Origin of the sequence: Ralstonia sp. RRA (assembly GCF_037023145.1) — a bacterium.
Lineage (GTDB): Bacteria > Pseudomonadota > Gammaproteobacteria > Burkholderiales > Burkholderiaceae > Ralstonia.
In genome coordinates this window covers 534,373-560,988 of record NZ_CP146092.1, presented here as the reverse complement: position 1 = coordinate 560,988, position 26,616 = coordinate 534,373, and the positions used below count along the sequence as shown (strand labels likewise).

28 protein-coding genes, 1 tRNA gene and 1 pseudogene are annotated in these 26,616 nt (G+C 61.7%); 15 read left to right on the top strand and 15 right to left on the bottom strand.

The genetic code is table 11. The features are described from left to right. The first annotated feature begins 60 nt into the window (after positions 1-60). A complete protein-coding gene (locus tag V6657_RS20625; RefSeq protein WP_048934716.1) occupies positions 61-759 on the top strand; it encodes a DUF2076 family protein in 699 nt (232 codons plus the stop codon). A 201-nt stretch (positions 760-960) separates the two neighbouring features. After that, positions 961-1,614 carry a glutathione S-transferase family protein gene (locus V6657_RS20620; RefSeq protein ID WP_048934717.1) on the top strand — a complete coding sequence of 218 codons (654 nt, stop codon included), beginning with the start codon at positions 961-963 and terminating at the stop codon, positions 1,612-1,614. 51 nt (positions 1,615-1,665) lie between these two features. On the opposite strand, the gene V6657_RS20615 is transcribed toward V6657_RS20620, so the two are convergent. Then, positions 1,666-2,313, bottom strand: a complete 648-nt coding sequence (locus V6657_RS20615; RefSeq protein ID WP_048934718.1) for a LysE family translocator — start codon at positions 2,311-2,313, stop codon at positions 1,666-1,668. Between the two features lie 103 nt (positions 2,314-2,416). Between V6657_RS20615 and V6657_RS20610 the strand changes: the two genes are divergently transcribed. From V6657_RS20610 to V6657_RS20595, 4 genes are all read left to right on the top strand, one after another. Beyond that, complete coding sequence (locus tag V6657_RS20610; RefSeq protein WP_048934719.1) at positions 2,417-3,265, top strand: LysR substrate-binding domain-containing protein; 849 nt, start codon at positions 2,417-2,419, stop codon at positions 3,263-3,265. Then, complete coding sequence (locus V6657_RS20605) at positions 3,262-4,140, top strand: HEAT repeat domain-containing protein (RefSeq protein ID WP_137884779.1); 879 nt, start codon at positions 3,262-3,264, stop codon at positions 4,138-4,140. Before V6657_RS20610 ends, V6657_RS20605 begins: the two co-directional genes overlap by 4 nt. A 236-nt stretch (positions 4,141-4,376) precedes the next feature. Then, a complete protein-coding gene (locus V6657_RS20600; RefSeq protein WP_048934721.1) occupies positions 4,377-4,769 on the top strand; it encodes a VOC family protein in 393 nt (130 codons plus the stop codon). Positions 4,770-4,866: 97 nt separating this feature from the next. Further along, positions 4,867-5,436: a YdeI/OmpD-associated family protein gene (locus V6657_RS20595; RefSeq protein ID WP_048934722.1), complete on the top strand. Its 570-nt coding sequence runs from the start codon at positions 4,867-4,869 to the stop codon at positions 5,434-5,436. Positions 5,437-5,538: 102 nt separating this feature from the next. On the opposite strand, the gene V6657_RS20590 is transcribed toward V6657_RS20595, so the two are convergent. Together V6657_RS20590 and V6657_RS20585 are read right to left on the bottom strand one after the other, a co-directional pair. Beyond that, complete coding sequence (locus V6657_RS20590; RefSeq protein WP_048934723.1) at positions 5,539-6,462, bottom strand: recombination-associated protein RdgC; 924 nt, start codon at positions 6,460-6,462, stop codon at positions 5,539-5,541. 210 nt (positions 6,463-6,672) lie between these two features. Continuing rightward, on the bottom strand, positions 6,673-6,927 hold the full coding sequence (locus V6657_RS20585) for a hypothetical protein (RefSeq protein ID WP_048934724.1): 255 nt from the start codon (positions 6,925-6,927) through the stop codon (positions 6,673-6,675). A 253-nt stretch (positions 6,928-7,180) separates the two neighbouring features. Here V6657_RS20585 and V6657_RS20580 point away from each other — a divergent pair, with 253 nt between their 5' ends. Continuing rightward, positions 7,181-8,503: a phosphatidylserine decarboxylase family protein gene (locus V6657_RS20580; protein ID WP_048934932.1), complete on the top strand. Its 1,323-nt coding sequence runs from the start codon at positions 7,181-7,183 to the stop codon at positions 8,501-8,503. Here the strand turns inward: V6657_RS20580 and V6657_RS20575 are convergent. Continuing rightward, positions 8,449-9,297, bottom strand: coding sequence for an SDR family oxidoreductase (locus V6657_RS20575; protein WP_048934725.1), 849 nt, complete (start codon positions 9,295-9,297; stop codon positions 8,449-8,451). The genes V6657_RS20580 and V6657_RS20575 overlap by 55 nt on opposite strands. Positions 9,298-9,418: 121 nt before the next feature. Between V6657_RS20575 and V6657_RS20570 the strand changes: the two genes are divergently transcribed. Continuing rightward, positions 9,419-9,910: a YetF domain-containing protein gene (locus tag V6657_RS20570; RefSeq protein ID WP_048934726.1), complete on the top strand. Its 492-nt coding sequence runs from the start codon at positions 9,419-9,421 to the stop codon at positions 9,908-9,910. Between the two features lie 22 nt (positions 9,911-9,932). Here V6657_RS20570 and V6657_RS20565 read toward each other — a convergent pair whose 3' ends face one another. Together V6657_RS20565 and V6657_RS20560 are read right to left on the bottom strand one after the other, a co-directional pair. Continuing rightward, positions 9,933-11,675, bottom strand: a complete 1,743-nt coding sequence (locus tag V6657_RS20565; protein ID WP_248694729.1) for a thiamine pyrophosphate-requiring protein — start codon at positions 11,673-11,675, stop codon at positions 9,933-9,935. 60 nt (positions 11,676-11,735) lie between these two features. Then, positions 11,736-12,218, bottom strand: a complete 483-nt coding sequence (locus tag V6657_RS20560; RefSeq protein WP_048934728.1) for a hemerythrin domain-containing protein — start codon at positions 12,216-12,218, stop codon at positions 11,736-11,738. A 182-nt stretch (positions 12,219-12,400) separates the two neighbouring features. Here V6657_RS20560 and V6657_RS20555 point away from each other — a divergent pair, with 182 nt between their 5' ends. Beyond that, entirely contained in the window at positions 12,401-12,856 is a 456-nt protein-coding gene (locus V6657_RS20555) for a PRC-barrel domain-containing protein (RefSeq protein WP_048934729.1), read from the top strand. Positions 12,857-13,130: 274 nt separating this feature from the next. On the opposite strand, the gene V6657_RS20550 is transcribed toward V6657_RS20555, so the two are convergent. Next, on the bottom strand, positions 13,131-13,292 hold the full coding sequence (locus V6657_RS20550; protein ID WP_048934730.1) for a DUF1328 domain-containing protein: 162 nt from the start codon (positions 13,290-13,292) through the stop codon (positions 13,131-13,133). Positions 13,293-13,346: 54 nt separating this feature from the next. Then, positions 13,347-13,535, bottom strand: coding sequence for a DUF3008 family protein (locus V6657_RS20545; protein ID WP_082170264.1), 189 nt, complete (start codon positions 13,533-13,535; stop codon positions 13,347-13,349). A 231-nt stretch (positions 13,536-13,766) separates the two neighbouring features. Here V6657_RS20545 and V6657_RS20540 point away from each other — a divergent pair, with 231 nt between their 5' ends. Next, entirely contained in the window at positions 13,767-14,102 is a 336-nt protein-coding gene (locus V6657_RS20540) for a DUF3175 domain-containing protein (RefSeq protein ID WP_048934731.1), read from the top strand. A gap of 210 nt (positions 14,103-14,312) precedes the next feature. Here V6657_RS20540 and V6657_RS20535 read toward each other — a convergent pair whose 3' ends face one another. The 5 genes from V6657_RS20535 to V6657_RS20515 form a co-directional block, all read right to left on the bottom strand. Continuing rightward, on the bottom strand, positions 14,313-15,821 hold the full coding sequence (locus V6657_RS20535) for a sodium:solute symporter family protein (protein ID WP_048934732.1): 1,509 nt from the start codon (positions 15,819-15,821) through the stop codon (positions 14,313-14,315). Then, the gene (locus V6657_RS20530) at positions 15,821-16,000 is read right to left on the bottom strand and encodes a DUF3311 domain-containing protein (RefSeq protein WP_009240236.1); all 180 of its coding nucleotides are present in this window, start codon (positions 15,998-16,000) and stop codon (positions 15,821-15,823) included. The genes V6657_RS20535 and V6657_RS20530 overlap by 1 nt, the downstream gene beginning before the upstream one ends. 459 nt (positions 16,001-16,459) lie before the next feature. After that, on the bottom strand, positions 16,460-19,555 hold the full coding sequence (locus V6657_RS20525) for an autotransporter outer membrane beta-barrel domain-containing protein (protein WP_171017975.1): 3,096 nt from the start codon (positions 19,553-19,555) through the stop codon (positions 16,460-16,462). Positions 19,556-20,290: 735 nt separating this feature from the next. After that, complete coding sequence (locus V6657_RS20520) at positions 20,291-20,980, bottom strand: glutathione S-transferase family protein (protein WP_048934933.1); 690 nt, start codon at positions 20,978-20,980, stop codon at positions 20,291-20,293. Between the two features lie 98 nt (positions 20,981-21,078). Beyond that, positions 21,079-22,455 (bottom strand): MFS transporter, encoded by a 1,377-nt coding sequence (locus V6657_RS20515; protein WP_053166403.1) that lies wholly within the window; start codon positions 22,453-22,455, stop codon positions 21,079-21,081. 127 nt (positions 22,456-22,582) lie between these two features. Here V6657_RS20515 and V6657_RS20510 point away from each other — a divergent pair, with 127 nt between their 5' ends. Further along, positions 22,583-23,308 carry a winged helix-turn-helix domain-containing protein gene (locus V6657_RS20510; protein WP_048934734.1) on the top strand — a complete coding sequence of 242 codons (726 nt, stop codon included), beginning with the start codon at positions 22,583-22,585 and terminating at the stop codon, positions 23,306-23,308. Between the two features lie 9 nt (positions 23,309-23,317). Here the strand turns inward: V6657_RS20510 and blaOXA are convergent, their stop codons facing one another. Then, on the bottom strand, positions 23,318-24,157 hold the full coding sequence (blaOXA, locus tag V6657_RS20505) for an OXA-22 family class D beta-lactamase (RefSeq protein ID WP_048934735.1): 840 nt from the start codon (positions 24,155-24,157) through the stop codon (positions 23,318-23,320). 191 nt (positions 24,158-24,348) lie between these two features. Between blaOXA and V6657_RS20500 the strand changes: the two genes are divergently transcribed. Both V6657_RS20500 and V6657_RS20495 read left to right on the top strand, forming a co-directional pair. Continuing rightward, positions 24,349-24,433 (top strand) — tRNA-Leu (locus tag V6657_RS20500). Between the two features lie 110 nt (positions 24,434-24,543). Beyond that, positions 24,544-25,116 carry a hypothetical protein gene (locus V6657_RS20495; RefSeq protein WP_048934736.1) on the top strand — a complete coding sequence of 191 codons (573 nt, stop codon included), beginning with the start codon at positions 24,544-24,546 and terminating at the stop codon, positions 25,114-25,116. 53 nt (positions 25,117-25,169) lie between these two features. Here the strand turns inward: V6657_RS20495 and V6657_RS20490 are convergent, their stop codons facing one another. Continuing rightward, positions 25,170-25,412: a helix-turn-helix domain-containing protein gene (locus tag V6657_RS20490; RefSeq protein ID WP_082170241.1), complete on the bottom strand. Its 243-nt coding sequence runs from the start codon at positions 25,410-25,412 to the stop codon at positions 25,170-25,172. Here V6657_RS20490 and V6657_RS20485 point away from each other — a divergent pair. Beyond that, a pseudogene (locus V6657_RS20485) lies at positions 25,360-25,482 on the top strand (rhodanese-like domain-containing protein); the annotation flags it as partial. The gene V6657_RS20490 and the pseudogene V6657_RS20485 overlap by 53 nt on opposite strands. A gap of 140 nt (positions 25,483-25,622) precedes the next feature. Then, positions 25,623-26,456 (top strand): aspartate dehydrogenase, encoded by an 834-nt coding sequence (locus tag V6657_RS20480; RefSeq protein WP_160315302.1) that lies wholly within the window; start codon positions 25,623-25,625, stop codon positions 26,454-26,456. Positions 26,457-26,616: the final 160 nt, after the last annotated feature.

The following is a 26,616-nucleotide window of genomic DNA, read 5'->3' as shown; positions in this document are numbered from 1 at the left end:
GGTTTAAGACTTGGCCCCTAACTTGGACACGTCGCATCCACCCCAATAGGAAACCGCGCCATGTCCCCGCAAGAACTGCAAGCCCTGGAAAACTTCCTGGCCCAACTGACGCAAGCACGCGCCGGGGCCAAGGACCCGCAGGCCGAAGCCCGCATTCTGGACGCCGCTGCACGCCAGCCGGATGCCGCGTACCTGCTCGTGCAGCGCGCCATGCTGCTCGATCAGGCCCTGGCGTCGGCCCAGACGCAGATCGTCACCCTGCAGAACCAGTTGCAAGCGGCACAAGCCGGCCGCAGCGCGTCGTTCATGGATTCGGCCAATAACTGGGGCAGCCACGCCAACAGCGCGGCGCCCAACCCGGGGTTCGCACCCCAACAGGCGGCCCCCATGCAGATGCCGCCGCAGGCCCAGCCGGCACAACAGGCTCCGGCGCAACCCGTGCGCTCGGGCTTCTTCAGCGGCGGCCTGGGCAGCACGCTGGGCAGCGTGGCCACCACGGCAGCCGGCGTGGCCGGCGGCGCGCTCCTGTTCCAAGGCATCGAAAACCTGTTCCATCACAACAGCGGCGGCGGTGGCGGCTTCTTTGGCCAGCAGCCGTTGATGGGCGGCTCCACGGAAACGGTGATCAACAACTACTACGACGGTGATAGCGGCAATAGCAATGGCAACACAGCCTCGCGTGACGACAGCCTCGGGCTGGTCGACGATAGCGACCTGGGTGGCGGTGATTATTCGGATGATGATTCGACGTTGATCTAACCGAACGGAAACGCCATCGGGGACCTGGCATCGAACTCGACTTGAGGGCTGAGGCTTGTTGGCAGTTGAGCTGCCGGTTGGACTAACCTAAGGCGCTAGTGCAGTTTGTCTGCCATACACGACGCTAGGCGCTCAAACCGTAAAGGCATCGAACTGACAGCCCTTTCGTCGTAGGTGAAACAAGGCAAGGAGAGCACATCAATGACTCCCATCATCACCGCCTTCGAACGGTCGCCCGATGGCGGCAAGGGACTGGCGCGTGACACGCGCGTTCGCTGGGCGCTCGAAGAAGTGGGCCAACCCTACGAAGTTCGCCTCGTCTCGTTCCATGCGATGAAGGCGCCCGCACATCTGGGCCTGCAGCCCTTCGGCCAGATTCCCACCTATGAGGAAGGCGATCTCGTCTTGTTCGAGACAGGCGCGATCATTCTCCATATTGCCGAGCGCCATGCGGGTCTTTTACCGGACGATGGCAATGCGCGAGCACGGGCAATCGCATGGATGTTTGCGGCGCTGAACACCGTGGAGCCGCCGATCCTCGAACTCTCCACCGCCAAGTTTCAAGAGGGCGACAAGCCCTGGACCAAGGAGCGCCTGCCGTTGATCATGGATCGCATCCGCCATCGGCTAGACCAGCTTTCTGCCCGCCTGGGCGATGCAGATTGGCTCGATGGTGCGTTCAGCGCGGGCGATCTGCTGATGGTGTCGGTGCTGCTCAGGCTGCGGCCGTCGGGCCTGCTGGATGCGTTTCCGACGCTGGCGGCCTATGTCGCCCGTGGTGAAGCGCGGCCTGGTTACCAGCGGGCTTTTGCGGCGCAGTTGGCGGTGTTCACGGGCAAGCCATCGGACGGCTGACGGAAGCCCGCTTTGGCCTCCAGCCGCGCTCCGCCAGCGGCTGTACGTCACTCAATACACGCCCGCCAGCTTCAACGCATCGACGCACATATGTGCCCCCAGCACACCCAGCACAGTGCCCATCGCCCAGCGTTGCGCTAGCAGGAGCCCAGGTCGACGCGATAGCAGCGTCGCCATGCTGCCGGAGCAGATTGCCACCAAGCCATTGACGGTAGCGAATGCGACGATCAATGACGCGCCAAGCGCGAGCGATTGCTTGAGAACGCTACCGTGCTGATAGTCGATGAACTGCGGCAGGAGCGACAGAAAGATCATCGCGAGCTTGGGATTCAACAGGCTTGTGGTTGCACCCATCACCAGCAGCCTGCGCGGCTGTTCACGAGGCAGATCGCGAACCTCCAGAGGAGACCGGCCACCCGGCCGCACTGCCTGCCACGCCAGGTAGAACAGATAGGCCGCGCCCACCGCTCCCAGAACGCTGCCGGCATAGGGCACGCTCAGGAAGAACGCCGTGATACCGAACGCCGCCCCGAACATGTAGAAGAGGTAGCCGAGCATGACGCCCGCCAGCGAGATCAATCCCGCCGTGCGCCCTTGCGCGATCGAGCGCGACATCACGTAGACCATGTTCGGGCCTGGTGTCACGGCAAGCATGCCACCGACTGCCAGGAATCCGTAAATTGACCCCGCACCCTGCATGTTTGTGGGCTCCTTCAAGTGCTCGTTGGCCGTAGTATCGGATTCGCGTTTTCTCGAGTAAAACGAATTAAACTGAACCGATTCCTCAGGTTTTCTGACGAACATGAAGAAGCTCGATCTGGATGTACTGGAGATGCTGGTGGCCGTTGCCGAGACGGGATCGTTTGTGCGTGGGGCGGAATCCGTGCATCGATCACCGTCGGCGGTGAGCATGCAGATCAAGGCGCTGGAAGAAGCGCTGGGCAAGCCGCTTTTCGTGCGGAGCACCCGCAGCGTAGCGATTACCGCAGAAGGCAAAACGCTGTCGGACTATGGCCGCCGCATGCTCGCGATGCGCGATGAGGCGTGGGCGTCGGTCGTCCGCCCGGAGATCAAGGGCCGCGTCACGATTGGTGTTCCGGATGACTACGCCGCATCATTGCTGCCGCAGGTTTTGAGCAAGTTTGCGGTTGCGCATCCGCGTGTGGAAATCCGGGTCATCGGCCTGCCCAGCAGTGCGCTCGCCCCACTGCTCAAGGACAACACGCTGGACCTAGCCTGCATGACGAAAACGAAAGGCATTGCAGGCGAATTCGTCCGCTACGAGCCGATGGTGTGGGCCGGGTCACCCGCAAGAAAGGTGTGGCAGGAGCGCCCGCTTCCGATTGCCGTGTTTGCGCAGGGCAGTACCGCACGCGCTTACGCCATCAGCGCGCTGCAGCGGGAGAACATCAAGTACCGGATGTCTTATGAAAGCCCGAGCCTGCTGGGCCTGATCAGCATGGTTGAAGCCGGGCTCGCCATCGCGCCGCTTGCCAGATGCAGTGTGCCGGCGCACCTTGTCCAGCTATCGCAAAATGAAGGGCTGCCGCCACTGGATGATCTGGAGGTTGTGCTCGCCCGCAGCGCCCGGTCCGGACGGCCGCCCTGCGATTTTCTTGCTGAGCAGATTTTGGCGGAGTTGCGGGGTTGAGCGGGTTGCTTGATGACAGACATCGCCCACAGCACGCGAAATTGAAAATCGATAGCCAAATGACACTTAGCCTAAAAAGCCTCGTCGGTATGGCACTTCAAGATTGGGGGAGTGACGAGAGCTGGCAAGCAATTTCGCAACTCCAGATGCGCGGATCGCCGGAGGCATTGGCCCTTGCCCGCAGGTTGGCAAACAGTCGAAATTGTCGAAAACGTGCACTCGGCCTGTATATGGCGTCGCAACTTTACCGGCGCCAAAGAGGTGTTCCCTTTGGATTTGTTAAGTACGCTGTAGAAGACACACAGGAAATGCTGTTGGCGGGATTGCATGACATCAGTCTTGACGCACGTTATGCAGCAATCTCTGGGCTTGGTCACCGGTCACACTCGCTTGCGTTGCCAGAGCTCGTCAAGTTCGCTTCGCACCCCAACCAAAGAGTTCGCTTTGAAGTTGCAGTTGCGTTGGGCGGCTATCCCGAGCCTGACGCAGTTGATGCGTTGTTACGCCTTGCCAAAGACGACTCAGATGCTGTTCGTGACTGGGCCACGTTTGGAATTGGCTCCATGCACGAGGTGGATAGTCAAAGGATCCGCGATCTGCTATGGGACAACCTCCAAGACACGGACGAGGATGTTAGAGGTGAAGCACTGGTCGGTTTGGCCATTCGCAAAGATGAAAGAGTCATCCCTGTTCTACTGAAACAGCTGGACACGAACTGCCGTGTGTATGAACTGAGTGCTTCGGAAGCGATTGGAAGTCCGCATCTGTTGGAGCGCCTCAATGCGATAAAGGACTCAGTAGCCAACGAAAACAACATTCGCTCACATTGGTATGGTTGCCTCTTGGACGCAATCGATGCGTGCGGTAGGAAATAGCCGAGGACTTCTCGGATGCGTCCGAACGTCTGGTGCGGAGAGACGTGAGTGCCATGCTTGGCGCGAAAATGATCGCTGACTGCTCAGTACGCGAGCGGCGACTTTCTGCCACCAAGAAACATTCAGCGCTATCTACGTAGATGAGACATCGCCCAGCACTACAACATCGCTTCCAAGGCGCCGGAAGCCCTGGAATGCCTGAATAAATCACACAAGCCGCCTCTGGAGTTGCCAACATGCCTGCATCCGGAACAGATCTGCGCACGTTCTCTTTTGTGCTTGCAGTACCCGATCTTCAGCGGAGCGCCCACTATTTTCGTGACGCTCTTGGGTTTCAGCTTGCGTGGCCTGAAGGTTCAGATTGGCAACTCGCGGCACGAGATGGCGTACGCATCATGATGGGGCACTGCCCTGACGCACTTCCACCTTCCGCAACCGGCGACCATAGCTATTTCGGCTATCTCGAAGTGGACGATGCGGATGCGCTTCACAACGAGTTTGTCAGCAACGGCGCAATCATTCTTCAGGCCCCGGCCGACAAAGCGCATGGCATGCGGGAGTTTGTTGTGGCAACGCCGGACGGGCACCGCATGGTGGTGGGACAAGATCTGTCCGGGAAAGACGAGTAAAGCATCAGGCCCAAGGTCATTGCCAGGAATCTCGCCCTAACACCCACTCCAGCGGACTCTCAGCGCAGCCGCTGACCAAACACGTTGGCCTAGTGAGATGCACAGCCCAAAACTCACGTTCAGCAATCAGGAAGCCTGGGAAGCCTGGCTCGAAGCCAACGCAGACGCGGTGCCCGGTGTCTGGCTCCGCATTGCCAAGCGATCTGCCGACCAATCCACCGTATCGTATGCACAGGCACTTGAGAGCGCGCTTTGCTACGGGTGGATTGATGGGCAAAAACAGGCAGAAAGCGAGCACTACTGGCTACAGCGATTTACGCCTCGCACCGCCAAAAGCATCTGGTCCAAGATCAACAAGGCAAAAGCTGAGGCATTGATCTCCGCCGGCAGGATGCAGCCCACGGGGCTTCGTGCAATCGATCAGGCCAAGCGCGACGGGCGTTGGGAGGCTGCCTATTCATCTGCGAGTACGTCGACCGTGCCCGATGACCTGCAGCAGGCGCTCGACGCCAACCCGAAGGCAAAGCATTTCTTCGCCACCCTGAACAGCCAGAACCGGTTCGCCATTCTGTTCAGAATCCAGAACGTGAAGAAGGCCGAAACGCGTGCAAGGAAAATCGCTCAGTTCATTGACATGCTGAACAATGGCGAAAAGCTCCACCCGTAGCATTCCCCCCAAAACAGAAGGGCCGGCACCGCATGGCGCCAGCCCCTGTCTTTATTGCAGATGCGCCAGTGCGCCGGCCTGAACACCGAAAGCCGATGTGTTTCAGGCGGCCTCGCGCTGACGCACCGCATCTTGCGGATCGCCGCCCAGAATATCGACGAGATCTGTCAGCATCCGCGCCAGTTCACCCGTCATCAGCGCTGCGTCCGAGTCGAAGCGTTCGTCGTCGTTTTGCGCCGTGGGGTCCGCCGCCTCCTTGATCACGTCGAGCGGCGTGACGCGCTTGATCGTGAGCGACGGCGTCAGCAGGAAGGAGACCCGGTCATCCCAGGTCATGGCGAGGCGCATGCATTGTTTGCCAGCCTCGATATGCCGCCGCATGTCGTCGGCCTCCAGCGCGTGGCCGACGTATCGCACCGTGGCGCCGCCTTCACCGGTTGAGCGCAACTCGGCGTCCTGGTCTACGGTGAATCCGCCCGGGGCCTCGCCGGACAGCAACCACTCCGTCATCGCAGCAACCGGTGAATGCGCCACGTGCACGTTGGCGAGCGGCAACTGGTCGATCGATTTCACCAGCAGACTACGAACCTCGTCGGCAACCGTCTGCGAAGCGGCATCGATGACGAGCCAGCCGTTGACCGGGTCGATCCACACACGGGTATCGCGGCGAATGCTGAACGCACGCGGCAGCAGTTCGTCGGTCACCTGCTCCTTGAGTTCGCGCAGTTGCTTGCGCCCGGGCTTGAAGCCCTGCTGCTCTTCCATTTCAAGCGCGCGGGCTTTGGTCACCTGATTGACGACCGATGCCGGAAGCAACTTCTTCTCAGCGCGAAACATCAGCAGCATCTGCCGGTTGATCGAGTACACGAGCGCGCCGTCATCGCGGGGCGATGCCCATCCGAAGCTCTGCTTCTCAACGCTGTTGCCCGGTTGGAACGCATGGGGCGCCAACCATTGTTCAAGCTGATCAGGGGTAACGGCCCAAGGTGCCGGAAGACGATGAAGCTGGAGATTCTTGAACCACATGGGAGGGAGGGGAGTACGGGCAAAGTGGGCGATTTTAAATGACGGCGGCACGTCCGTGCCCATCACTGCCGTTTGGACGGATCCGCGGCGGCCGTCGGCCACAAGCAGTGACCGAATTTCGATCGGTAAAAGCTGATCATCCGCGATGGCGTCGAACGCGATTGTTTTGTGCTCAACGTAAATCAGGAGCCGCCGCTCGACAAGGCTCAGTCAAGGCAACTTGCTCTGCCACTGTGACGACTTCCGTACAGATGCCTCTGCGTCAGCGTATTGCCGTCCGACCAGTACGGCAGCGGTGAGCGCCATTCCGATCGAGACGAAACCCTCAGGTGTCACCACTTTTGCCCAATCAGTGTTCGCTCCACTGGTCGGCAGATAGCGGTATTCGCTCTCCCACCGATGGTCGGCCCGCTGGGCCATGCGGACTTCTACCCTGCCATCTCTGGCATTCACGGTGATCAACATTCCTGTCTCCTTCATATTCAAGCGGCTTGTGCCAAGCGGTGCATGCGTGTCTCAACGGGATACCGCTTGTCGCCATGGTCTGTGCCGCACACCACGCATATCTCGTGCCGATCGGGTGATCGCACATGCACGGGTACTTCTCTTGCTCAGCGCTCGTAGCCCGTCGTCGGCGGAAGCACTCAGCCGCCGGTACCGCCGAGCGCATCACGCTGAGCTATTGCAAAGAGACTTACAGCATTGGGAGAAAACGGACGTGACCAAGCGGAAACTGCACGCTCCACTGGAGAATCGACATCGGCTCGGTCATTGGCTCCCGGAAGAGGAAGCGAAACTGGTGAGCTTTCGACGTGAAATGGTGGAGCGCTCACGCGCGGGCATCGTACCGAAGCAGGGTTCGAGTGCAGCACATGCACTGGCGCATCTGGTAGACACAGAGCCCGTGTTGCGCATGCACCTGACCCGCGCCATTGGTGAGGCACGGGAGGTCGGTTATGAACTGGGGTACGCATCCATCGAACAGTTGATGCAAGCAATCGCGTACGTCACGACCAGTGCACCGCGCTTCGACAAGACTAGCCTGGTGGTGTGCCCATTGAATGCCCTGCTCGACTGGCCGATGTGTATGCCCTCTGGATTTGCTCTGTTTCGGCACCCGCAGTTCAATACAGCGCTCAAGCACGTACTGGAGGCGTGGGGAGCCTTCCTGAGTGGTCCGCACTCATGCGCCCATCTCAACACCGAGCCACCCCATGGCTGGTTCTGCCCAGAGGCATTGGACAGGCTCCGCATGGATGCATTCATCCATCACCCCACCCAGCCACACTGGGGCTTCGCTTCGTGGAACGACTTCTTTACGCGGCGCCTGCGGGCTGGAGCCCGCCCGGTTGAAGATGCTGAAGACCCAGGTTGCATCCTCAACGCCTGCGAGGCATCGCCGTATCAACTCGCTCACGACGTGCAGGAAGAGGATACGTTCTGGATCAAGTCTCAGCCGTATTCACTGCGGGATATCTTCGGCGCCGGGCACGCTCACCTAGCCGGACGATTCAGGCGGGGCACGATCTATCAGGCATTCCTGAGCGCGTTCAACTACCACCGCTGGCATGCCCCCGTGAGTGGTACGGTGGTCGAGGCCTATCGAGTCGACGGTACCTACTACTCTTGTGTCGAGTCCGAGGGCATCGACCCGGAAGGGCTCAACGACTCTCAGGGCTATAGCACGGCCATGGCCACGAGGGCCATTGTCGTGATCGACAGCGATGAGCCAGCGCTTGGCCAAGTGGCCTGTGTGTTCGTGGGCATGGCAGAGGTGTCGTCTTGCGTGATAGACATCGCGCTTGGGCAGCATGTCCAGAAAGGTGAAGAGCTTGGATACTTTCAGTACGGTGGATCTACGTACTGTCTGGTTTTCCAGCCAGGAGCGATTCGCGGCTTTGCGGTGTCTCCACCATTTGCCGACGACAGTCCACCGCTTGCCATCAACACAAGGCTGGCGACAGCAGCCCTATCCCACAGCGGGACTCAGCCATTGACGATTTCTCCGCCGTTGGGGTGCAGCGTCTGTCCTGTCATATAACTGGCGTCTGACGATGCCAGAAAGATGTAGCAAGGAGCAACCTCATCGGGTTGCCCGGCACGCCCCAGTGGCTGCTTGGACCCAAACGAGGCAACGTGTCCGGCATCGAACGTCGAGGGAATGAGCGGTGTCCAGATCGGCCCGGGGGCAACTGCGTTGACCAAGATGCCGCGCTCCGCCAACTGCTGGGCCAGTGAGCGTGTGAACGCCAGGATTGCCCCCTTGGTGGCGGCGTAGTCCACGAGATGCCCGCTACCCCGGTAGGCTGTCACCGATGTGGTGGTAATGATGCGCGCCCCCTCCTTAAGGTGTGGCAGCGCGGCACGCAGCACATGGAACATCGCAAAGACGTTCGTCCGGAACGTATGTTCGAGCTGCTCGGCGTCGATATCTGCCAGGCTGTCCTTGGGATGCTGTTCGGCAGCGTTGCTCACCACGACGTCGAGCTTGCCAAACTCAGCGATTGCGCGTTCCACGACACGCTGACCGTGCGCGGCATCGCCCAGGTCGCCGGCCATTGCAACGCATCGCCGCCCTGCGGCCTCTATCAGTCGGCAGGTCTCAACGGCATCTTCGTGCTCATCCAGATAGGCGATCAGCACATCCGCACCTTCCTTGGCAAAGCCAATTGCCACGGCGCGCCCGATGCCGCTGTCGCCGCCTGTGACGATGCAGACCTTCCCTTGCAGTTTTCCGCTGCCGGTGTAGCCGCGCATTTCGGCCTCCGGGCGCGGTTGCATGGCGGCCTCATGACCCGGTTGGCGGTCCTGATGCTGGCGTGGTTGTGCAGACATTGCGACCTCCTGGCGAGAGCAGTTGCGATACGGGAAGCAGAGTGCGTGCCACAGGGCGTCGTTGCAGGGCATGTCGCTTGCTGCCCGCCAGGAGAAACATCACTAGAGCGCTGGAGGCGGCATGGACACCCTGTTTTTCCTGTTTGGGGAGGGTAAGGACCTCAATCCGCTGCAAGCGGTGATGCGTGCTGTCGTGGTGTTTTTGCTGGGCCTGCTGCTGGTTCGCTTGTCGGGGCGACGTTCATTCGGGCAGCGCTCTCCGTTTGATTACGTGGTCGCCATCCTGCTTGGCGCCACGCTCAGTCGCGCGATCGTCGGTGCCTCGCCGTTTATGACCGCGCTGTCCGCCTCTCTGGCGTTAGTGGTACTTCACCGGCTACTCGGTTGGGCGTGTGTGCGTTCGCGTGCCTTGGAGCGTTTCATCGCCGGGCATGAGCGCGAGATTTACCGGGACGGCCGTTATGACCACGCACAGATGTCAGCCGCGCTTGTCACCTATGGAGACATCCAGGAGAGCGCGCGGCAGAAACTGGGGCAATGGGACTTGCACGGCGTTGAAGCGGTCATACTTGAACGCAATGGTGAACTCAGCCTGGTAGCCAAGCGTCGATAAGTTCGCTATTTCATGCCTTCTGCTACTGGCCCTTCTTCTCTGGAAGTAAGGTCGAGAGAACCTGCCGGGCCGTTCCACGCAGCACTCCACCCACATCAGGGTCTCCGCTCACGAGCGCACCGACGAAATGGCGCGCCTGCCGCAACGTGACATGCGGTGGCAGCGGCGGCACATCCGGATCGGTCTTGACTTCCAGAACGACGGGGCGATCTGCGGCCAGGGCCTCCTCCCACGCGTTGGGCAACTGTTCCGGTTGGTCCACGTACAACCCTTTGAGTTCGAGCAGTTCGGCAAAGCGGTGATACGGCACGTTCGGAATATCCTGCGATGCCGGAAACTTCGGATCGCCCTCCATCACGCGTTGCTCCCATGTCACCTCATTCAGGTCTTGGTTGTTCAGCACCACGCAGATCCAGCGTGGGCTGGCCCACTGCTTCCAGTACTTGGCCACTGTAATCAGTTCCGCCATGTTGTTCATCTGCATGGCACCGTCCCCAACCAAAGCGATAACGGGCCGATCGGGATAGGCGAACTTGGCTGCAATCGCATAGGGTACGGCTGCCCCCATTGATGCCAGGCCCCCTGATAGCGAGCCCATCATGCCGGGCCGAAACTTGAGATCGCGCGCGTACCAGTTGGCGCAAGTACCCGAGTCGCTGGTCACGATCACGTTGGCCGGAAGACGAGGAGAGAGCTCCCAGAACACGCGCTGTGGGTTCACAGGGTAAGCCGGCTGCATGGCACGCTGCTGCAGCCTTTTCCACCAAGCCGCATTCCAGCGCGCGATACGGTCGGGCCAGTAGGAATCGGTTTTGCGTTGGAGCAGCGGCAGCAGTTTCTGCAGCGTCTGTGCGCTGTCCCCCACGAGGTTGACCTCCATCGGATATCGCAAGCTCAGCATGCCCGGATCAATGTCGATCTGTACGGCGCGTGCTTGCCCCTCCTTGGGTAGGAATTCCGCGTAGGGAAAGCCTGAACCCACCATCAGCAACGTGTCGCAGTGGTTCATCAGTTCCCAGCTCGGTTCCGTGCCGAGCAGCCCGATCGCACCCGTCACGCATGGCAGATCGTCGGGGAGCACCGCCTTCCCCAGTAAAGCCTTGGCAACGCCTGCCCCCAAGGTTTGCGCCACTGCTGCGACCTCAGCGCTGGCATGCAGCGCGCCGGCGCCGACCAGCATGGCAACACGTCGGCCCTCGTTGAGCACGTCTGCGGCGCGCTGGAGATCGGCCTCTTGCGGCACCACGCACGGCGCGCTGTATCCAACTCCGGAGTGCAGTGTTCCGTGAGCATGCGCAGGCGCTTGGTAAGGCATCTCCTGAAGGTCATTGGGTAACACCAACGCGGTAACGCGCCGTTGACCAATGGCAATGCGCACGGCGCGGTCCAGCAAGTGGCGCACCTGCGCGGGCACGCTTGCCTGGTGGACAAAAGCGCCAGCGACATCGCGGAACATCGCGACCAGATCGACTTCCTGTTGATAGTGGCCACCAATCGCCGTGCGTGCCTGCTGGCCCGCGATGGCAAGCACCGGCATGTGGTCCATTCTTGCGTCGTACAGCCCGGTAATGAGGTGCGAGGCACCCGGGCCCGACGTGGCAATGCAGACACCAAGCTCTCCGGTGAACTTGGCGTGCGCAGTCGCCATGAACGCAGCCATCTCTTCATGGCGCGCCTGGATGAACTCGATCTTGCCGCGGGCCCGTGCCAGCGCACCAAACATGCCATTGATGCCGTCGCCGGGGTATCCGTAAATGCGACGCACACCCCACGCATGGAGCCGTTCGATCAGGAAATCGCTGACTGCATGGTGGCTCCTTGGTCGTCAGACCGGCTTGGTGGTTTGTCCGGTCAACGTCTCTTTGCGCTCCGCCATCGGCGCCTCCAGCGCGCGTAGATCCACATGCTCCCGAATCAATTTCGGGAACAGTTCGGTTTCCTCCTCTTCGACGTGGTGGGCGACATACTCGGCAAGCACCGTGAACTTTGCATCGAAGAGGTCATCTCCTGCATGCATGGAGGTCAACTGCCGGATCAGATCTTTGACGCTGGCATGCTCGACAATGGCCTCGTCTACCAGATCCCGGAAGGCGTTGTCGTTCGATTCCCGCACAGCGGGATAGAAAATCTCCTCTTCCAACTGGGTATGCACTGTCAGTTTTTCACAGGCCTCTCGCGCAATGCTCTCTCGGTTGACTTCGTGTTTTTCCTGCGCAAAGTCTTTGAATAGCTTCCTGACCTCACGGTGGTCGTCGAGAAGCATTGACAGCACGGTACGTTGGGCGACTGGAATCTCTGCCTTGTTCATGGAGTGCTCCTGAAATGATTTGCTCTCGTCTGGTGAGCAAACGTCATACCGGCGCCCTCATTTCCTCTGGGCCGGTTTCTTGCTCCAGAAGCCGTCACGGATCGCGGGCAGTCGATCAGTCTGAAGACTGCGCAGTACCGTCCGCATTTTCCGAACGAATCCACTTTATTGGAGACAACGTGATGGACTACACGACATCAAATGCAGCTTTGACATCAGGCGCAACAACACCAGGTGTACGCATGCGCATCATCGGACGCGATGAATCGTCATCGCTAGGCCCAGGCCCTGAATTGATGGGGGCCGATACCCTTGAAGGGGACCGTGTGGTCAACACACGCGGGGAAGATCTGGGCAAGATCACCGACATCATGCTTGATGTTCAACGTGGGCGAATCGCCTACGCGGTGCTTTCGGTGGGAGGCTTCCTGGGGATTGGTGACAAGCTGTTCGCCGTTCCGTGGGGGGCGATGGCGCTTGATATCGAGCGCAAGTGTTTTGTGCTGGATATCGAGAAGGACAGACTGGACGTGTCGCACGGCTTTGATAAGGACCGATGGCCGAGTATGGCAGATACGACGTGGGCCACGCGGGTGCACGAGTACTACAGTGCACGTCCCTATTGGGAGGAGTTCTAACGCTGCGCTGACTGCGTATGCCGCCCCAAAAAGCACAAAGACCCGCATGCACGCATGGCGGGTCTTTTGTTGGATCGGATGAGCGACGTGGTGGTGAGTCCACCCACTATTGCGCTGCGACCTTCAACTGATTCTTAACGCCAACGATCTGGCGACTCAGCCATCTTGGCGCAATCACCGTTTGACGCGCATGAGGTACTCGCTCTCACTAAGAGATCGAACTTGATCACGAGCTCAGGCTCAACGGGCGCACAGCAGACCCACAGGACGCGCGTCACCGTCTGGTGATACCAAACAGCAGCGAGGCCAGAAAGAGGATGAGAAAGATATAGAAAAGAATCTTTGCGATGGATGCAGCACCGGCTGCAATGCCGCCAAAGCCGAGCACCGCCGCGATAATCGCAACGACGAAAAAGATCAGAGCGTAATGAAGCATGACGCCTCCTCTACATGGCCGTGAGATGGGCCGATATGCGTTGCTGCCGAATGTTCAATGCTTGGCTCTCTGCCGCGGTTTTCCCTTCTGCTTCGCCGATGCAAATTCTCTGAGCTGCGTTTCGCTCATCGAGTCGTACATCGATTTCGAAGCGCCCTTTAACGACCCGGGACTTCTATCCCCGCGCTTTGCGGAAAGTGCAGCGCCGGCTGCCATTTGCTGTGCCTTGGATTTAGCAGGCATGTCGACCTCCGTGTGTGCAACGTCTGTCAGCACCGTCCGCTGCCGCAATGGCGCCGACGGCATTCGTGCGGTAGGTGTCGCAAGCCGCGTGCCTATGGGCTGATCGCACGAGCCAAATTCCTGGCGGCCGGCATGGCACGATGACCGCACGATTCTCATCTGGAGAGCGCTGACCTAGGCATAGGCATTGCGTGGCATCTTCTTGGAACCACGCTTGCCGGAGAAAGACGCATGACTGCGAAGAAGTCATCTCGGTCAGCCAAGTCGACAAGACCGAGCCGAACAAAAGCATCGTCGACGCGCTGGTCCCATCGGGTGATGGAGACCAGCAATGCGCTCGACTTGGAGGCCGGCATCTTCAAGTCGGGGAGCGCTGACGAGATTGCACAATCATTGAAACGCTCGTCCACACATAGCAGGAGGCGAAAAGGCACACCGTTCCAATCCGCCATGTCGATGCTGAATTTCTATATCAACCGGGCGGGCAAAAATCTACCGCGCGGCCGGCAAGCCGAGCTCAAGGCCGCCAAGCTCAAGCTGCGCGAGGCCTTCGGGCGTAAGCCTTGAGCCGCGGGAATCAGGCTGTGAGCGACCTTCGCGCGTACTCGGGCGCTAGATCCATCTCACACTTGAAGCGGCTCGGGCCAAAGAAGCGAAGGGCCGCAATGCGGCGGTAAGCGACGTTTGATTCCGCTGGTTCACAAAAGGCCCAACCAAAAGGGGCCGGCACCCTTCGGTACCAGCCCCTTCATCCCTGCAGATGCGCTAGCGCGCCAATCAGCTCGGCTGACGGACAGCGTGCGTTGCTTCCCCACGCTTGCCGAAGATCAGCTGCACCACCACGGCCACGACAATGTTGAACACCAGCGCCGCCAGGCCCGTGTAGATGGTGTACTTGTCGCCACCCATCACGAAGGTGTGCACCGGCTTGATGCCATCAGAAAACGCCAGCCAGCTGCCGCTGACCATGCCGGCCGCCCAGCCGGCCAACAGCGCCGGTGCGCGGAAGCGGTTGGACAGGTTGAACAACCCGAACACCACCGATGGGAAGGTCTGCACGATCCACACGCCGCCCAGCAGTTGCAGGTCCAGCGCAAACTTGGTGGGCAGGAACAGGATGAACACCAGCGCGCCCGCCTTGACGATCAGCGAGATCACCTTGGCCACCTTCTCTTCACCAGCCGGGTTCAGATCCGGTGCCACGTAGGGCTTCCAGAAGTTGCGCGTGAACAGGTTGGCCGCACCAATCGACATGACCGCCGCCGGCACCAGCGCACCGATGGCGATGGCCGAGAACGCAAAGCCCGTGAACCAGCTCGGGAACAGCGCGTTGAACAGCGCAGGCACCACGTCGTTGTTGTTGGTGACCTTGATGCCCGCCGCATAGGCCATGAAGCCCAGCAGCGCAATCAAACCCAGCAGCACGGTATAGGCGGGCAGGAACACGGCGTTCTTGCGGATGGTGTCTGCACTGCGCGCCGCAAAGATGCCGGTGAGCGTGTGCGGATACATGAACGCCGCCAGTGCCGAGCCGATGGCCAGCGTGGCGAACGGCAGGAACTGCGCCGGTTTGAGCGTGAGGCCCGTGGCGCCGCCCTTGAGCGCGAATGCGTCATGCGCTGTGGCAAACACCGCACCGTAACCACCCAGCTTGGCCGGCACCAGCACCACCGCCACCAGCACCACGATGTAGATCATGATGTCTTTGACGAAGGCGATGAGCGCCGGTGCGCGCAGGCCGGCGGAGTACGTGTACAGCGCCAGAATGACGAAGGCGGCGGCCAGCGGCAGCTCACCCGTCAGGCCCAGCGCCTTGATCACGACTTCCATGCCGATGAGCTGCAGCGCGATGTAGGGCATGGTCGCCACCACCCCCGTCAGCGCCACCGCAAACTCCAACGAGCGAGAGCCGTAGCGGCCGTACACAGCATCCGCTGCCGTGACGTGGCCGTTGGCATGCGCCACCTTCCACAGCTTGGGCATGATCAGGAACACGATCGGGTACACCAGGATCGTGTACGGCAGCGCGAAGAAGCCGTACGCACCCACCGCGTACACGAGTGCCGGCACGGCAATCACGGTATAGGCGGTGTAGAAATCGCCGCCTACCAGGAACCACGTGATCCAGGTGCCAAAGTTGCGGCCGCCCAGGCCCCATTCGTCAATGTGCGCGCCCTTGTCGGACTGCCCACGCTGCCAGCGCGAGGCGATGAAGCCCAGCACCGTGACCAGGGCGAAGAAGAAGACGAAGACCGCGAGCGCGGTCCAGTTGATCTGTCCGTCCATCATTCTTCTCCTTTGCTCTGACCGTTCTTGAAGACGATCCAGATCAGCAACGAGGTGATCGGCACCCACAGGAACTGGTACCAGTAGAAGAACGGAAAGCCGAAGAGCGTGGGCGTTTCCTGGTTATAGAACGGCACCCACAGCAGGCCGATGAATGGCAATGCGAGCAAGAACTTCATGGGTTGTCTCCTGATGCTCGAGGGACTTCGGTTGTTGTTGTGAACCGGTGAGGTGCCACGCATGCCGCGTGACCGGTCGGAATGCTGAGGATGTGCTTTCCGTCTTTTCGTTATCCGGCGCACTGTGATCGCGCCATCCTCGCAATACCATCCGCACCTGTACGCACGCACCACACGTAGTACTACGCAGTAAGCGTAGGCTTTCCGTATGAAATAACCAATCGCTAAGGTTGGCGCGGGTTTCCTAGGGTTTTCACGAATTCCAGCCTCGCACCTGAGCCCGGGATGTGTGAGAGAAATTCGCAATCCAGCCACAGCACCGCATGGCACCAAGCAAAACGGGGAGCCACCGGCATAGGCCGGGGCTCCCCGTGGCGGTTGTCGCGTTGCAGCAGAACCCCCGGGGCGACCGGGGGTATTCAGGCTGCGCGTGTTACAGCCGGTTTCAGTGCACTCGCATTACCAGTTCCAGCGCAGGCCGAGCTTGCCGTCGTAGCCGTGCAGGCGGCCATCGGTGCTGATCTGGTAGCCCACGCTGGCATAAAACGATGCCGTACGCGTGAACTGTGCCGTCACGCCCGCCTGCAGGTCGACCACGGTGGCGGGCATGCTTGAGGTGAACGGCACCCAGCCGTTGGCCGACGAGAACGACGTCGTGGTCGTGCCGCGGAACTCCTGCCACACGCTCGCCCGGAACCACGTGGAACGCGGACGCTCGGGCGTGTCGCCCCAGTCCTTCGCCACACGCACGCCCACGCGGCCCAGCAACGATTGCGCATTGCCAAAGCGCACCTGTGCTGCCGGGTCGGCGCCATCTGCCAGGCCGATGCGCTGGTAGATCAACTGCGCCTGCGGCTCGACGCGCCAGCGGTTTTCCAGCGCAATCGGGTACCCCGTTTCCAGCGACAGCGCATGGCCCAGGCCATGCGAGGTCAACCCAGCCATGCGCATGGGCGACGAGGTCACGTCGTAGCGCGTGCCCTGAGCAACCGCATCGACGTACCAGTCGTTCGGGCTGAAGTGCGTCCAGTAGACACCCACCGTGGTGGCGTTGATAGCGTTGCTGCCAGCGTCGGTGCCGTCAGCGTGCGTCACGTCGCCGGTGATGCGGCCGGTGGAGAACATCACGCCGGCGTGGTCGCGGCTGTTGTCGGCGTTCTGCGCGCGGTAGACATCGCCGCCGAGCTGCACAGCGGCCAGCTTGTAGTCAAACGCGGGGCCGTCAGCACCGTAGATGCCGCCGTCCGACATGCGGCTGCCCTTCTGGCCGATCACGCGTGCCCAGGCACCGTTGAACGTGGTATCGCCATTCGGCACACCGGTGCGCAGCAGGGTTTCATCGCCCACGCGCTCGTGCAGCGTGTCGAGCATGGCGCGGCTGTACATGAGCGCCATCGACGGCACCGCGGTGTACAGCGACACCTCGGGCCGGTAGTTCGGCACCTCGGGCGTAGTGGGATTGGTCGTCTCGTTGGGCGTCGGGTCGATCGGTTTGGGATCGGGCGTCGGGTCCGGCTTCGGTTGCGGATCAGGTTGCGGATCCGGCTTGGGGTCGGGTGTCGGATTCGGACGCGTCGAACGCAGGTACCAGCTATCCGCCGAGCCATTGCCACCGCGAACCAGCGTGTACTCATACGGCCCGGCAACCACCGGTGCGCCCAGTGCAAACGCACCCGCCTGCGTGGTCGCGCCATTGATGGCCACCACGACCGGAATGCCGTTGCCCGTGGTCTGCGCACCCGCGCCGCCCACGTTGCTGATGCGCACTGCCGTGTTGCCTGCAGCGCCGCCGCCCGATAGAACGAGTTGGTCGGTCGGCGAGTTGTCAGCGCCCAGTTGCGTGTTGAGCGCCAGCGTACCGCCCGCGCCCATGAAACCGCCGTTGACTGCCAAACGATTGCCCACGCCTGCGCCGCCGACTTGCATCAGGCCCGTATTGAACAGCGCACCGTTGATGGTGAAGGTGCCCGTGCCTGCACCGGTACCCGCCAGCGACGGCATGGCATCGGCCACGGCCAGCGTGCCGTCGTTACGCACGCTGCCACTTACGCTGCCATAGCCGCCCAGCGTGGCGCCGCTGTTGACCAGCGTTGAGCCCGTCAGCGATGCATTGCTGTGCGTGGCGTCGCCCACCACCAGCGTGCCGGCCGCAACAGTCGTGCCGCCGCCAACGCTGTTGTTGCCGTTGAGGGTCAGCACGCCGCTGCCGAGCTTGGCGAGTGCGCCGCTGCCCGTAATGCCCTGCGACAGCGTCGACGAAAAGCCCTGCGTATCGATCGTGCCGCCGCCCGCATTGAGCGTGACGGCACGTGTGCCGGCCAGGTCGAGATTCTGGTTCAGTTGCAGCGTGCCACCGTTGAACGACAGCCCGCCGGTGGCTGTACCAAGCGCGTTGTCTGCGCCAATAGCCACGGTGCCGCCGTTGAAGCTGGTGCCGCCGGCATATGTATTGCCGCCAGCAGCCGTGGGCGCCAGCGTGAGGGTGCCTGCGCCGGTCTTCTCAACCGCGCCCGCGCCGGAGATCGACCCAGCGTAGGTGCCGGTGTCCGGCTGGTCAAAGCGCACCAGGCCGTTGTTGACGATGGTCGGCATCAGGCTCTGCGCACGCCCTTGCAGCGTGCCCGCCGCATCCACGGTGATGTTGCCGGTGTAGGCAGCGTTGTTGCCGGTGAGAATGAGCGTGCCCTGCTGCACGGTGGCGTTCTGGACGCCACTCACGGTGCCGGTCAGCGTCCAGGTGCCCGTGCCGTTCTTGATGAGCGTCTGGAAGTTGCTGATGTTGCCCGGCAACGCGCTGTCGCCCGTACCGCTGAGGTAGATCGTGTTGGAGCCGCCGCCACCGTTGAAATTGCCGGTGATGGTCGACCCCGTGTACAGACGCAGCGTGTCGTTGCCGCCCGCAAACACGAGGTTGCCGCGCACGATGCCCTTGTTGGTGAAATCCACGCTGGCATTGCCGGCGCTGCCGATCACGTTGCCCGGCGCCTGGATCACGCCCGTCTCGTTATTGATGACGGTGTTGCTGCCGCTCAGGTTGTCGAACCAAATGGCCGCAGCGTTATTCGAGCGGATCGTGCCGTTGTTGATGACGGTGTTGCCCGAGCCCATCACGTTGACGGCCTCGCCGTTGTTCTGACGGCCGTTGGACAACACGCTGCCGCCCTCGGCCACCGTGAGCGTGCCGTTGTTGCGGAACTCGATCGTGTTGTTGCCGGTGTTGAACAGGCCCGGGCCGCTGCTGGCGTTGTTGCTGACGGTGGCGCCACCCTGCACGTTGATGTTGGCGTTGTCGCGCAGGCTGATGGCGTTGGCGCTGCCCACGCTGATCGTGCTGCCGGTCTGCACCGTCACTGTACGGTTGTCTTCAACGGCCTTGTTGCCGGTGCCGACAGTTTGCGTCCAGGGGTTGGGGGCGGTGGCATCGCACGTGGTGGTGGTGCCGGTGGTGGTGCAGGCGGCCTGAGCCTCCAGCCCATACAGTGCCAGCGGCGAAGCCACTAGCGCGATGGAAAGCATGCGTTGCCGCTTGCGGCGGCGTAAGGATGTCGTCGGCATAATGATTCCCCGTGCCGGCGCCGCCGACGACATCCCCGCATACCGCGCCCATGCCGGACCCGACACACCAAGCTTCGTCAGCGGAGCAGACACCGCTCCGAGAAAACAATGGGTGGATGGATGGAAACGAACTTCCCCGTTCGTTGCCGCCTGGCAACCGGCACGCAGATCACGGTGCCGGGCAAGCGGGCGGGCCACTCTGATGGCGGCTCCAGCCCGCAAACGATTCAGTTGCACGGCCCCGGTGGGTGTGCAGGCGACACTGATTCGTCGATGGAGTGCATTGTGGGCGACCCCGACCCACGGAAACTCAACAAATGTAAAAAGACTGTTCAGGCAGATAGGTCATTGCGGGGATGCAAGAAATGGCCGCCCCGCACATTCGCCCAACTGAGTTTAGGCATTTCAATTTGATCCAATTTAGACGCCCGTTTTATCCAACAACCGCAAAACTTCGCACGCGTTCTTTTAATTCTCAAAGCCAAAAATTAGACCCAATCCATTCTCCGCAAATCGTTTGCGACCTCTCACAAACCCTTACCAGAAAAGGATTATGGCCAATCGTTGGCAGACTCCTAAGCGCTCGCTTAATTAGAGTGATCCCTCCAAAGGACACCCTGTTTTAAGATTTTTTTCAATCTGAATAAAAGAACTCTTGTAATGTCGCTTCACCGACTTGCTTTCCCATCCCACTTAGCCCGGCATTCCCCTCGCCGGGTATTTTTTTGGTGGGCTTCAATTGACCGTACCTGCGACCGTCCGTCGCGACAATGCGGAGCCTCGCGTCAGCAGGAATGTGCGTAGACGCGCGGCGTAGTCCGCACCCACGGCATCGCGCACAGAAGGTCGAACCGTTAGTGCGCTGCGCCATGCACCGACTTTCGGCAGGTCATCCAACACACCAAACGCATCAATCGTGTCGAACACGTCGAAGTAGCGGAACACGGGTCCGAACACGGCATCGACCATGCAAAAGCGTGCGCCATCAAAGTAAGGACCGTCGCCCAACTCGGCCTCCAGTTGCGTAAAGCGCCGACGCAGGTCTTGGGCACGCGCAGCAAGCGCTGCATCATCGGGCGCGGTGTAGAACGCAGCAATGCCGTTCAGCACAGCGGAACCGAACTCCATCCATGCACGATGCTGCGCGCGGGCCAGCGGCGCCTCGGGGTGCAGGCGTGGCGCTTCGGGCCGTGTCTGGGCTTCATCCAGGTATTCGCAGATGACGGCGGATTCGAAGATGGGCGTATCGCCCGCCAATAGCACGGGCGTCTTGCCCAGCGGCGAGATACGCAGAAACCAGTCGGGCTTGTCTGCGAGGTCGATGTCGCGACGCGTGAACGGCACGCCTTTCTCGCGCAGGACGATGGCGGCGCGCTGCACGTATGGGCACAGCGGATGGCTGACGAGGGTGAGTTGCAATGGCACGGGCGGCTCCCGAGTGCGGATGTCCGCCAGACTGTAGAGCTGCAACCGCGCCGCGAGAATGCGCGACGCTGCAAAGCGTGCATGCGCCAGCGCAATGCTCAGCGGCGCGCGGCACCGTGCAGCCAGGCCACGGCGGCGCAAACAAGCTGCACCATGCCCCCACCCAGCATCGCCATGCGCAAGCCCTGCGCACCACCACCGCTCACGGCGTACACCGCACCCAGAATCGCCACGCCCAGTGTCGCGCCACTCATGCGTGCAACGTTGACGAGCGCAGAGGCCGTGCCGGAACGCTCCGGCCCGACCGCCCCCACGGCAGTGTTCATCAATGGCCCGGTGGCAAAGCCCATGCCCAGCCCGGTCAGCGCCAGCCCGATGGCCGTCGGCACGATGGATGCGTCACCCGCAAACCCGCCCAGCGCGAGCAAACCCAGCGCGATGATGCCCACGCCGCCGGCCATCGCAAACCGCGCGCCAAAGCGACGTACCACCACGCCCGACGTGGGCGACACCACCATGAACACCACCGCCATCGGCATTAGCGCGATACCCGCGCCGGTCACGCTCAAGCGCCCGGTGCTTTGCCACATCAACGGCAGCAGGAAGAGCGCGCCGTACATGCCGAAGGTCATGCCTGCCGTCGCGACCACGGCGCCCCGGAAGTCACGGATGCGAAAGAGATCCAGCGGCACCAGCGCCGCACTGCCATGACGCGCTTCAACATGGATGAACCACACAAGCGCACCGAGGGCCACCGCCAGCACGCAGACAGCCAAGCGCCAGTCCTGATGCGCTTCAATGGCGGCCAACGCCAAGCCGCCGAGCACGATGGCGCCCAGCACTTGCGCCAATGCATCGAAGCGGCGGCGCGTGGCATCCGACGATTCCGGCACTACGCGCAGGGCCAGCACCATGGCAGCCACGCTCGCCGGCACCACCACCCAGAACACCGAACTCCAGCCGAAGTGCGTGACGAGCAAGCCGCCCACCGTCGGGCCGATCGTCATGGCCAGGCCATTGCACGCGGCCCAGACACCCAGTGCGTGCCCGCGCTCAACCGGGTCACGCCACACCACCCGCAGGATCGCCAATGACGCCGGCAGCATCAGCGATGCCCCCAACCCGGCCAGTGCCCGTGCGCCAATCAGCCAGTTGATGGACGGCGCCAGCGCACACAGCACGGAAGCCACAGAAAACACCACCGCTCCCGATACGAACGCACGGCGCCGCCCATACAGGTCGGCCAGCAAGCCGCCGGTGAGCAGCAGCGTGGCGTAGGCAAGGTTGTAGGCGTCGATCACCCACTGCAGCGGGCCAACACCCGCATGAAAGAACTGGCCGATCGGGCGCACGGCCAGGTTGACCACGGCGGTGTCGATCTGCGCGACCAGCACGGCCATCGACAACACGCACAGCACCAGCCGTTTGCGCTGCACGGCGTTCGGGTGCACATGCTGCAGCGTCATGCCATCCATCTTCGGGCTCCATCCAAGGGAAACGATGGCCCCAGCGTAGTGCCGGCACCCCGCACGACGTTTCGACGCGTGTCGAAGCATCGCGGCACGGGCCTCCATAGAATGGACGCAACTCGAGGAGTCCGACATGTCGCATCTGAACAGCTTTTCCGGCACGGCCTTCCTGATCGCCGACCCAGCACGCGCCGCCATGCTCACAGCACTGCTCGACGGGCGCGCGCTACCAGCGGGCGAACTGGCGCATGCCGCCGGCGTCACTGCGCAGACGGCCAGCACGCACCTGGCCAAGCTGCTCGACGGCGGCCTGCTGGCGGTGGAAACGGAAGGGCGGCACCGGTACTTCCGGCTGGCTGGCGGGCACGTGGCGCAGGCGCTGGAGCACCTTGCCGCCATCACACCCGCGGCAGCCGTGCGGCGTACGGCGCCCAGCCCCAAGGCACGCGAACTGGGCTTTTGCCGCTGTTGCTACGACCATCTTGCCGGTCAAGTTGGCGTGGCCGTCACACAAGCGCTGCAGTCACACGGCTATCTGCTGCCGCTGCCCGACAAGCAATACGAGATCAGCACAGCGGGCGTGATTTGGTTTGGCGACATGGGGCTCGACGTGCGCGGCATCCGCCCAACCCGGCGTGGGCTGGCGCGGCAATGCCTGGATTGGACCGAGCGCACGCATCACCTGGCGGGGCCGCTGGGCGTGCAGTTCCTGCATCGGCTGTGTGACGCAGGCTGGATGCTGCGCTCGCGCAACTCACGTGCGGTGCTGGTCACCCCCAAAGGCTGGCAGGAGCTGCACCAGCGCCTGGGCTTGGATGAAGCAACGGTGCGCAGCGAGGCCGAGCACCGTCATGCGTGACCCCGCAGTTCAGTGGCGCGGAAAGGCTAGTAGTTGCGGCAGGCGTGCCAGCAGTGCATCGCGCGAGCGCAGGCCTCCCGATGTCGGTTCAACCTTGTTGTCCTGGATCAGGTTTGCAAACACGTAGGTCCGACTGTCGTCACCCGTGCCCTTCTTCGCCCAGCCGACAAACCAGCCGTAAGCGTGCGCCTGATCCCACGTGCCATCAGGCGACGTATTGCCGGGGCCCGGCCCAGCAGTGCCCGTTTTGCCCTGCACAGTCCAGCCACCCGGCACCGGCCAGCTCTGCACCGTACGGTCCACCATCTCGTACGTATGCGCAGACACCGGCAATTGGCGATTGACGATCTTGCGCATGAAGCTCACCTGCTCCTCTGGCGAGATCTTCAGCGACGAGGTGATCCACGAGCGGTCCAGGCCGTTGTTCTTGCCGGGGTCGCCGCTCGCGTCCATGTTGCCGTAGTCGAACTTGCGCAGATACGCATGCAACGTCTGCGCACCCATCGCATGCGTGATGCGCTGCGAATACCAGACCACGGAGTACTTGAGCCACAGCCTGGGGTCGATGGGCTGGTGCCAGGCCTCGCCACCCCAATCGGGGTCGCCAGCCTTCATGTGCTCGATGGGGGCGTGCTCGTCTTTCAGGAAACCGTGGTCGTAACCCATGACGGCCAGCGCCAGCTTGAAGGTGGACGCGGGCGTGACACGTTCGGCGCACTGGCCCTCGTGCAGAACGACCTTGCCGGTGGCGGCATCGGCAACGATCGTGCAGATCGTGCGCTCGGCATGGGCAAAGGTGGCAAGCGCGGCCAGCAGGGCGCCGGTCGCGGCGTGACGGAGTTTCATCATCGAACAACCTCGAGAAGGGGAAAGAATGGACTGCGGAAAACTGCGCGGCAGCGTAGCAGCGGTGCCGCCGTTTCATGGGCTGCCACACGCGTAACGGCTGTAACGCTCGCGCGCCTGGCGGGGCGAAATCCCTTTCGCTCAAGAAAGGCTTGCAAATTTCACGAGGGTCTGTAAAATGCGCCGCTCACCTAGCCCAGGTGGCGGAATTGGTAGACGCACTAGTTTCAGGTACTAGCGGGTAACTCCGTGGAGGTTCGAGTCCTCTCCTGGGCACCAAACACAGTCCTCAGCTGTTCGAGGACGACCAAAAACCCGCGTGGCGATGAGCCTCGCGGGTTTTTGCGTTTCTGGCGCCCAGCCAACCCCTCGCAAACATCACCATCCGTATGAAAATCGTCGTCGCCTCAGACATTCATGGCATCAACGCGTCGTTGCGGTCGTTACTCGCCGTGCTTGGCGATCCCGTCATCCTGTCGCCGTGGCTCGAAGACGGTTGCCCATTTGCGAGCGAAGAAGACGCTGTTCATGCATTCCACGCGAAGAATGGCCTGCGCTCGTATGCGCAAAAGATTGCGGATGTCGTTGAAGACCAACCCGCCTTTCTGATCGGATTCAGTGTGGGGGCGACGAGCCTATGGCGTTACATCGCGAGCCAGCGGTGCCACGTGCAAAGTCGAGCATTTCTGTACTACGGTTCCCGCATCCGCGACGCTGTCGGGTTGATTCCTCGATGCCCGGCGACGGTCGTCTTTGCAGAGCATGAGCCGTCGTTTTCCCCTGCGTCTGTTGCTGCGTCGATTGCCGGCCCCGGAGTCGCATGCTCCGTCATTGAAAACACGCACCATGGGTTCATGAATCCTTCCTCGCGGCACTACCGGCCCGATATTGCGGGCCGGCAACTGGAGCTTCTGCGCAGCGCGACGGAAGAAGGGGCAACGACGCAAGTGACGGGCGGATAGCGGTGGCAACGAACGCCGGCCAATGACAGATATCGTTCATGGATCGCTGACCGCTATCGCGACGCTTGTGCCCGCGCGGACGGTGGCGCAAACGACGCACGGTACTCCCTAGGTGACAGTCTCAACGTCTTGCGAAAATGACTCCGCAAGACCTGCACGCTGCCAAAGCCCGCCTGAAGGGCAATGGTTTCGATGGGCAGGGCAGTCAGTTCCAGCAGACGCTTGGCTTCTTCCAGTCGCGTTGCTGCGAGCGGTGCGCTTCGGCTGGCGAGGCTTGGACGCCCGGTCAAGATCATGTCGGGCGGTGTGACCGGATGGTTGGACGAGGGGTTCGCCCTCTCGACCGGCGCAGTCGAAAGTCAGTGACATGGCGTTCGCCCGGCGATTCAGCAAGGCAAGTCATCAATCCAGTAAAACTCCTCGTTTGTAGCGGGTACGGCATTGGGCATCTAATTGGAGCCTTCATTCACTGGACTCTCCATGTCGACATGACAAGCAGCACCGCCGTGAAACACCACGCCTGTTCCCGCTACCCATTGCGAATCGCCTTGATCGGTCTGGGCGCCATCGGAGCGGAGTTGTATCGACAGCTTCAACTATGGCGGCCGGAGATCGAGGTCTGTGGTGCGCTCGTGCATGCCGGCAGGGCCGCTGCGAACTCGGCGTCGCCCGCTTCGGGAGGGCCGACTTTGTGCACCTCGCTCGATCAGTTGCTGGACAGCGTGCCGGACATCGTTGTTGAATGCGCGGGCCATCAGGCGGTGGACGCTTACGGCGAGAAGATCCTGCGAACAGGACATGACCTGCTTCTTGTCTCCGTGGGTTCGCTTGCGGATGCCGAACGTTATGCGCGCTTGTCGCGCGCTGCGGCGGACAGTGGCAGTCAGTTGCGATTGGCTGCTGGCGCCATCGGCGGCCTCGACATCCTTGCTGCTGCCCGATGTGCCGGACTCCGCCGGGTTCAATACCGTGCGCGAAAACCCCTTGTGGCGTGGCGCGAAACCGCAGCGGAAACGGTCGTGAATCTGAGCGAGCTGACCGAAGCCACTGTCATCTTCAATGGCAGTGCCCGCGAGGCAGCACTTGCGTACCCCAGGAATGCAAACGTTGCCGCCACCATCGCGCTGGCCACCCTGGGCTTCGAAGGTACGCGCGTTGAGCTGATCGCAGACCCCGTAGCGCATCACAATGTCCACGAAATTGAAGCCGAAGGCGAGAATGGCCACATTTCGATTCGCATCGATGGCCAACCTTCATTGACGAACCCCAAGACATCCATGGTCACTGCATTCAGCCTTGTCCGCCAATTGCTCAACCTACGCGCCGCCGTCGCTTTCTGATCATGAGTGACCATCCGACGATTCCGGAATCGGCGCGGGCCAATGTCACGCTGCGACAGTTGCGAGGCTTTGTGGCACTGGCAAAGGCAGGGAGCTTCACGGTTGCCGGCAGGCAGCTACATCTGACGCAATCCGCGCTCAGTGCGCTCCTGCGTGATCT

Excerpts from the sequence above, each read along its gene's own strand:
- V6657_RS20510 (WP_048934734.1), top strand. The coding sequence starts at position 22,583 with ATGTCGCATCTGAACAGCTTTTCCGGCACGGCCTTCCTGATCGCCGAC.
- V6657_RS20495 (WP_048934736.1), top strand. The coding sequence starts at position 24,544 with ATGAAAATCGTCGTCGCCTCAGACATTCATGGCATCAACGCGTCGTTG.
- V6657_RS20575 (WP_048934725.1), bottom strand. The coding sequence starts at position 9,297 with ATGTCTGCACAACCACGCCAGCATCAGGACCGCCAACCGGGTCATGAG.
- V6657_RS20525 (WP_171017975.1), bottom strand. The coding sequence starts at position 19,555 with ATGCCGACGACATCCTTACGCCGCCGCAAGCGGCAACGCATGCTTTCC.
- V6657_RS20595 (WP_048934722.1), top strand. The coding sequence starts at position 4,867 with ATGCACAGCCCAAAACTCACGTTCAGCAATCAGGAAGCCTGGGAAGCC.
- V6657_RS20600 (WP_048934721.1), top strand. The coding sequence starts at position 4,377 with ATGCCTGCATCCGGAACAGATCTGCGCACGTTCTCTTTTGTGCTTGCA.
- V6657_RS20615 (WP_048934718.1), bottom strand. The coding sequence starts at position 2,313 with ATGCAGGGTGCGGGGTCAATTTACGGATTCCTGGCAGTCGGTGGCATG.
- V6657_RS20530 (WP_009240236.1), bottom strand. The coding sequence starts at position 16,000 with ATGAAGTTCTTGCTCGCATTGCCATTCATCGGCCTGCTGTGGGTGCCG.
- V6657_RS20570 (WP_048934726.1), top strand. The coding sequence starts at position 9,419 with ATGGACACCCTGTTTTTCCTGTTTGGGGAGGGTAAGGACCTCAATCCG.
- V6657_RS20490 (WP_082170241.1), bottom strand. The coding sequence starts at position 25,412 with ATGATCTTGACCGGGCGTCCAAGCCTCGCCAGCCGAAGCGCACCGCTC.
- V6657_RS20625 (WP_048934716.1), top strand. The coding sequence starts at position 61 with ATGTCCCCGCAAGAACTGCAAGCCCTGGAAAACTTCCTGGCCCAACTG.
- V6657_RS20590 (WP_048934723.1), bottom strand. The coding sequence starts at position 6,462 with ATGTGGTTCAAGAATCTCCAGCTTCATCGTCTTCCGGCACCTTGGGCC.
- V6657_RS20585 (WP_048934724.1), bottom strand. The coding sequence starts at position 6,927 with ATGTTGATCACCGTGAATGCCAGAGATGGCAGGGTAGAAGTCCGCATG.
- V6657_RS20555 (WP_048934729.1), top strand. The coding sequence starts at position 12,401 with ATGGACTACACGACATCAAATGCAGCTTTGACATCAGGCGCAACAACA.
- V6657_RS20560 (WP_048934728.1), bottom strand. The coding sequence starts at position 12,218 with ATGAACAAGGCAGAGATTCCAGTCGCCCAACGTACCGTGCTGTCAATG.
- V6657_RS20550 (WP_048934730.1), bottom strand. The coding sequence starts at position 13,292 with ATGCTTCATTACGCTCTGATCTTTTTCGTCGTTGCGATTATCGCGGCG.
- V6657_RS20620 (WP_048934717.1), top strand. The coding sequence starts at position 961 with ATGACTCCCATCATCACCGCCTTCGAACGGTCGCCCGATGGCGGCAAG.
- V6657_RS20545 (WP_082170264.1), bottom strand. The coding sequence starts at position 13,535 with ATGCCTGCTAAATCCAAGGCACAGCAAATGGCAGCCGGCGCTGCACTT.
- blaOXA (WP_048934735.1), bottom strand. The coding sequence starts at position 24,157 with ATGATGAAACTCCGTCACGCCGCGACCGGCGCCCTGCTGGCCGCGCTT.
- V6657_RS20610 (WP_048934719.1), top strand. The coding sequence starts at position 2,417 with ATGAAGAAGCTCGATCTGGATGTACTGGAGATGCTGGTGGCCGTTGCC.
- V6657_RS20515 (WP_053166403.1), bottom strand. The coding sequence starts at position 22,455 with ATGGATGGCATGACGCTGCAGCATGTGCACCCGAACGCCGTGCAGCGC.
- V6657_RS20535 (WP_048934732.1), bottom strand. The coding sequence starts at position 15,821 with ATGGACGGACAGATCAACTGGACCGCGCTCGCGGTCTTCGTCTTCTTC.
- V6657_RS20540 (WP_048934731.1), top strand. The coding sequence starts at position 13,767 with ATGACTGCGAAGAAGTCATCTCGGTCAGCCAAGTCGACAAGACCGAGC.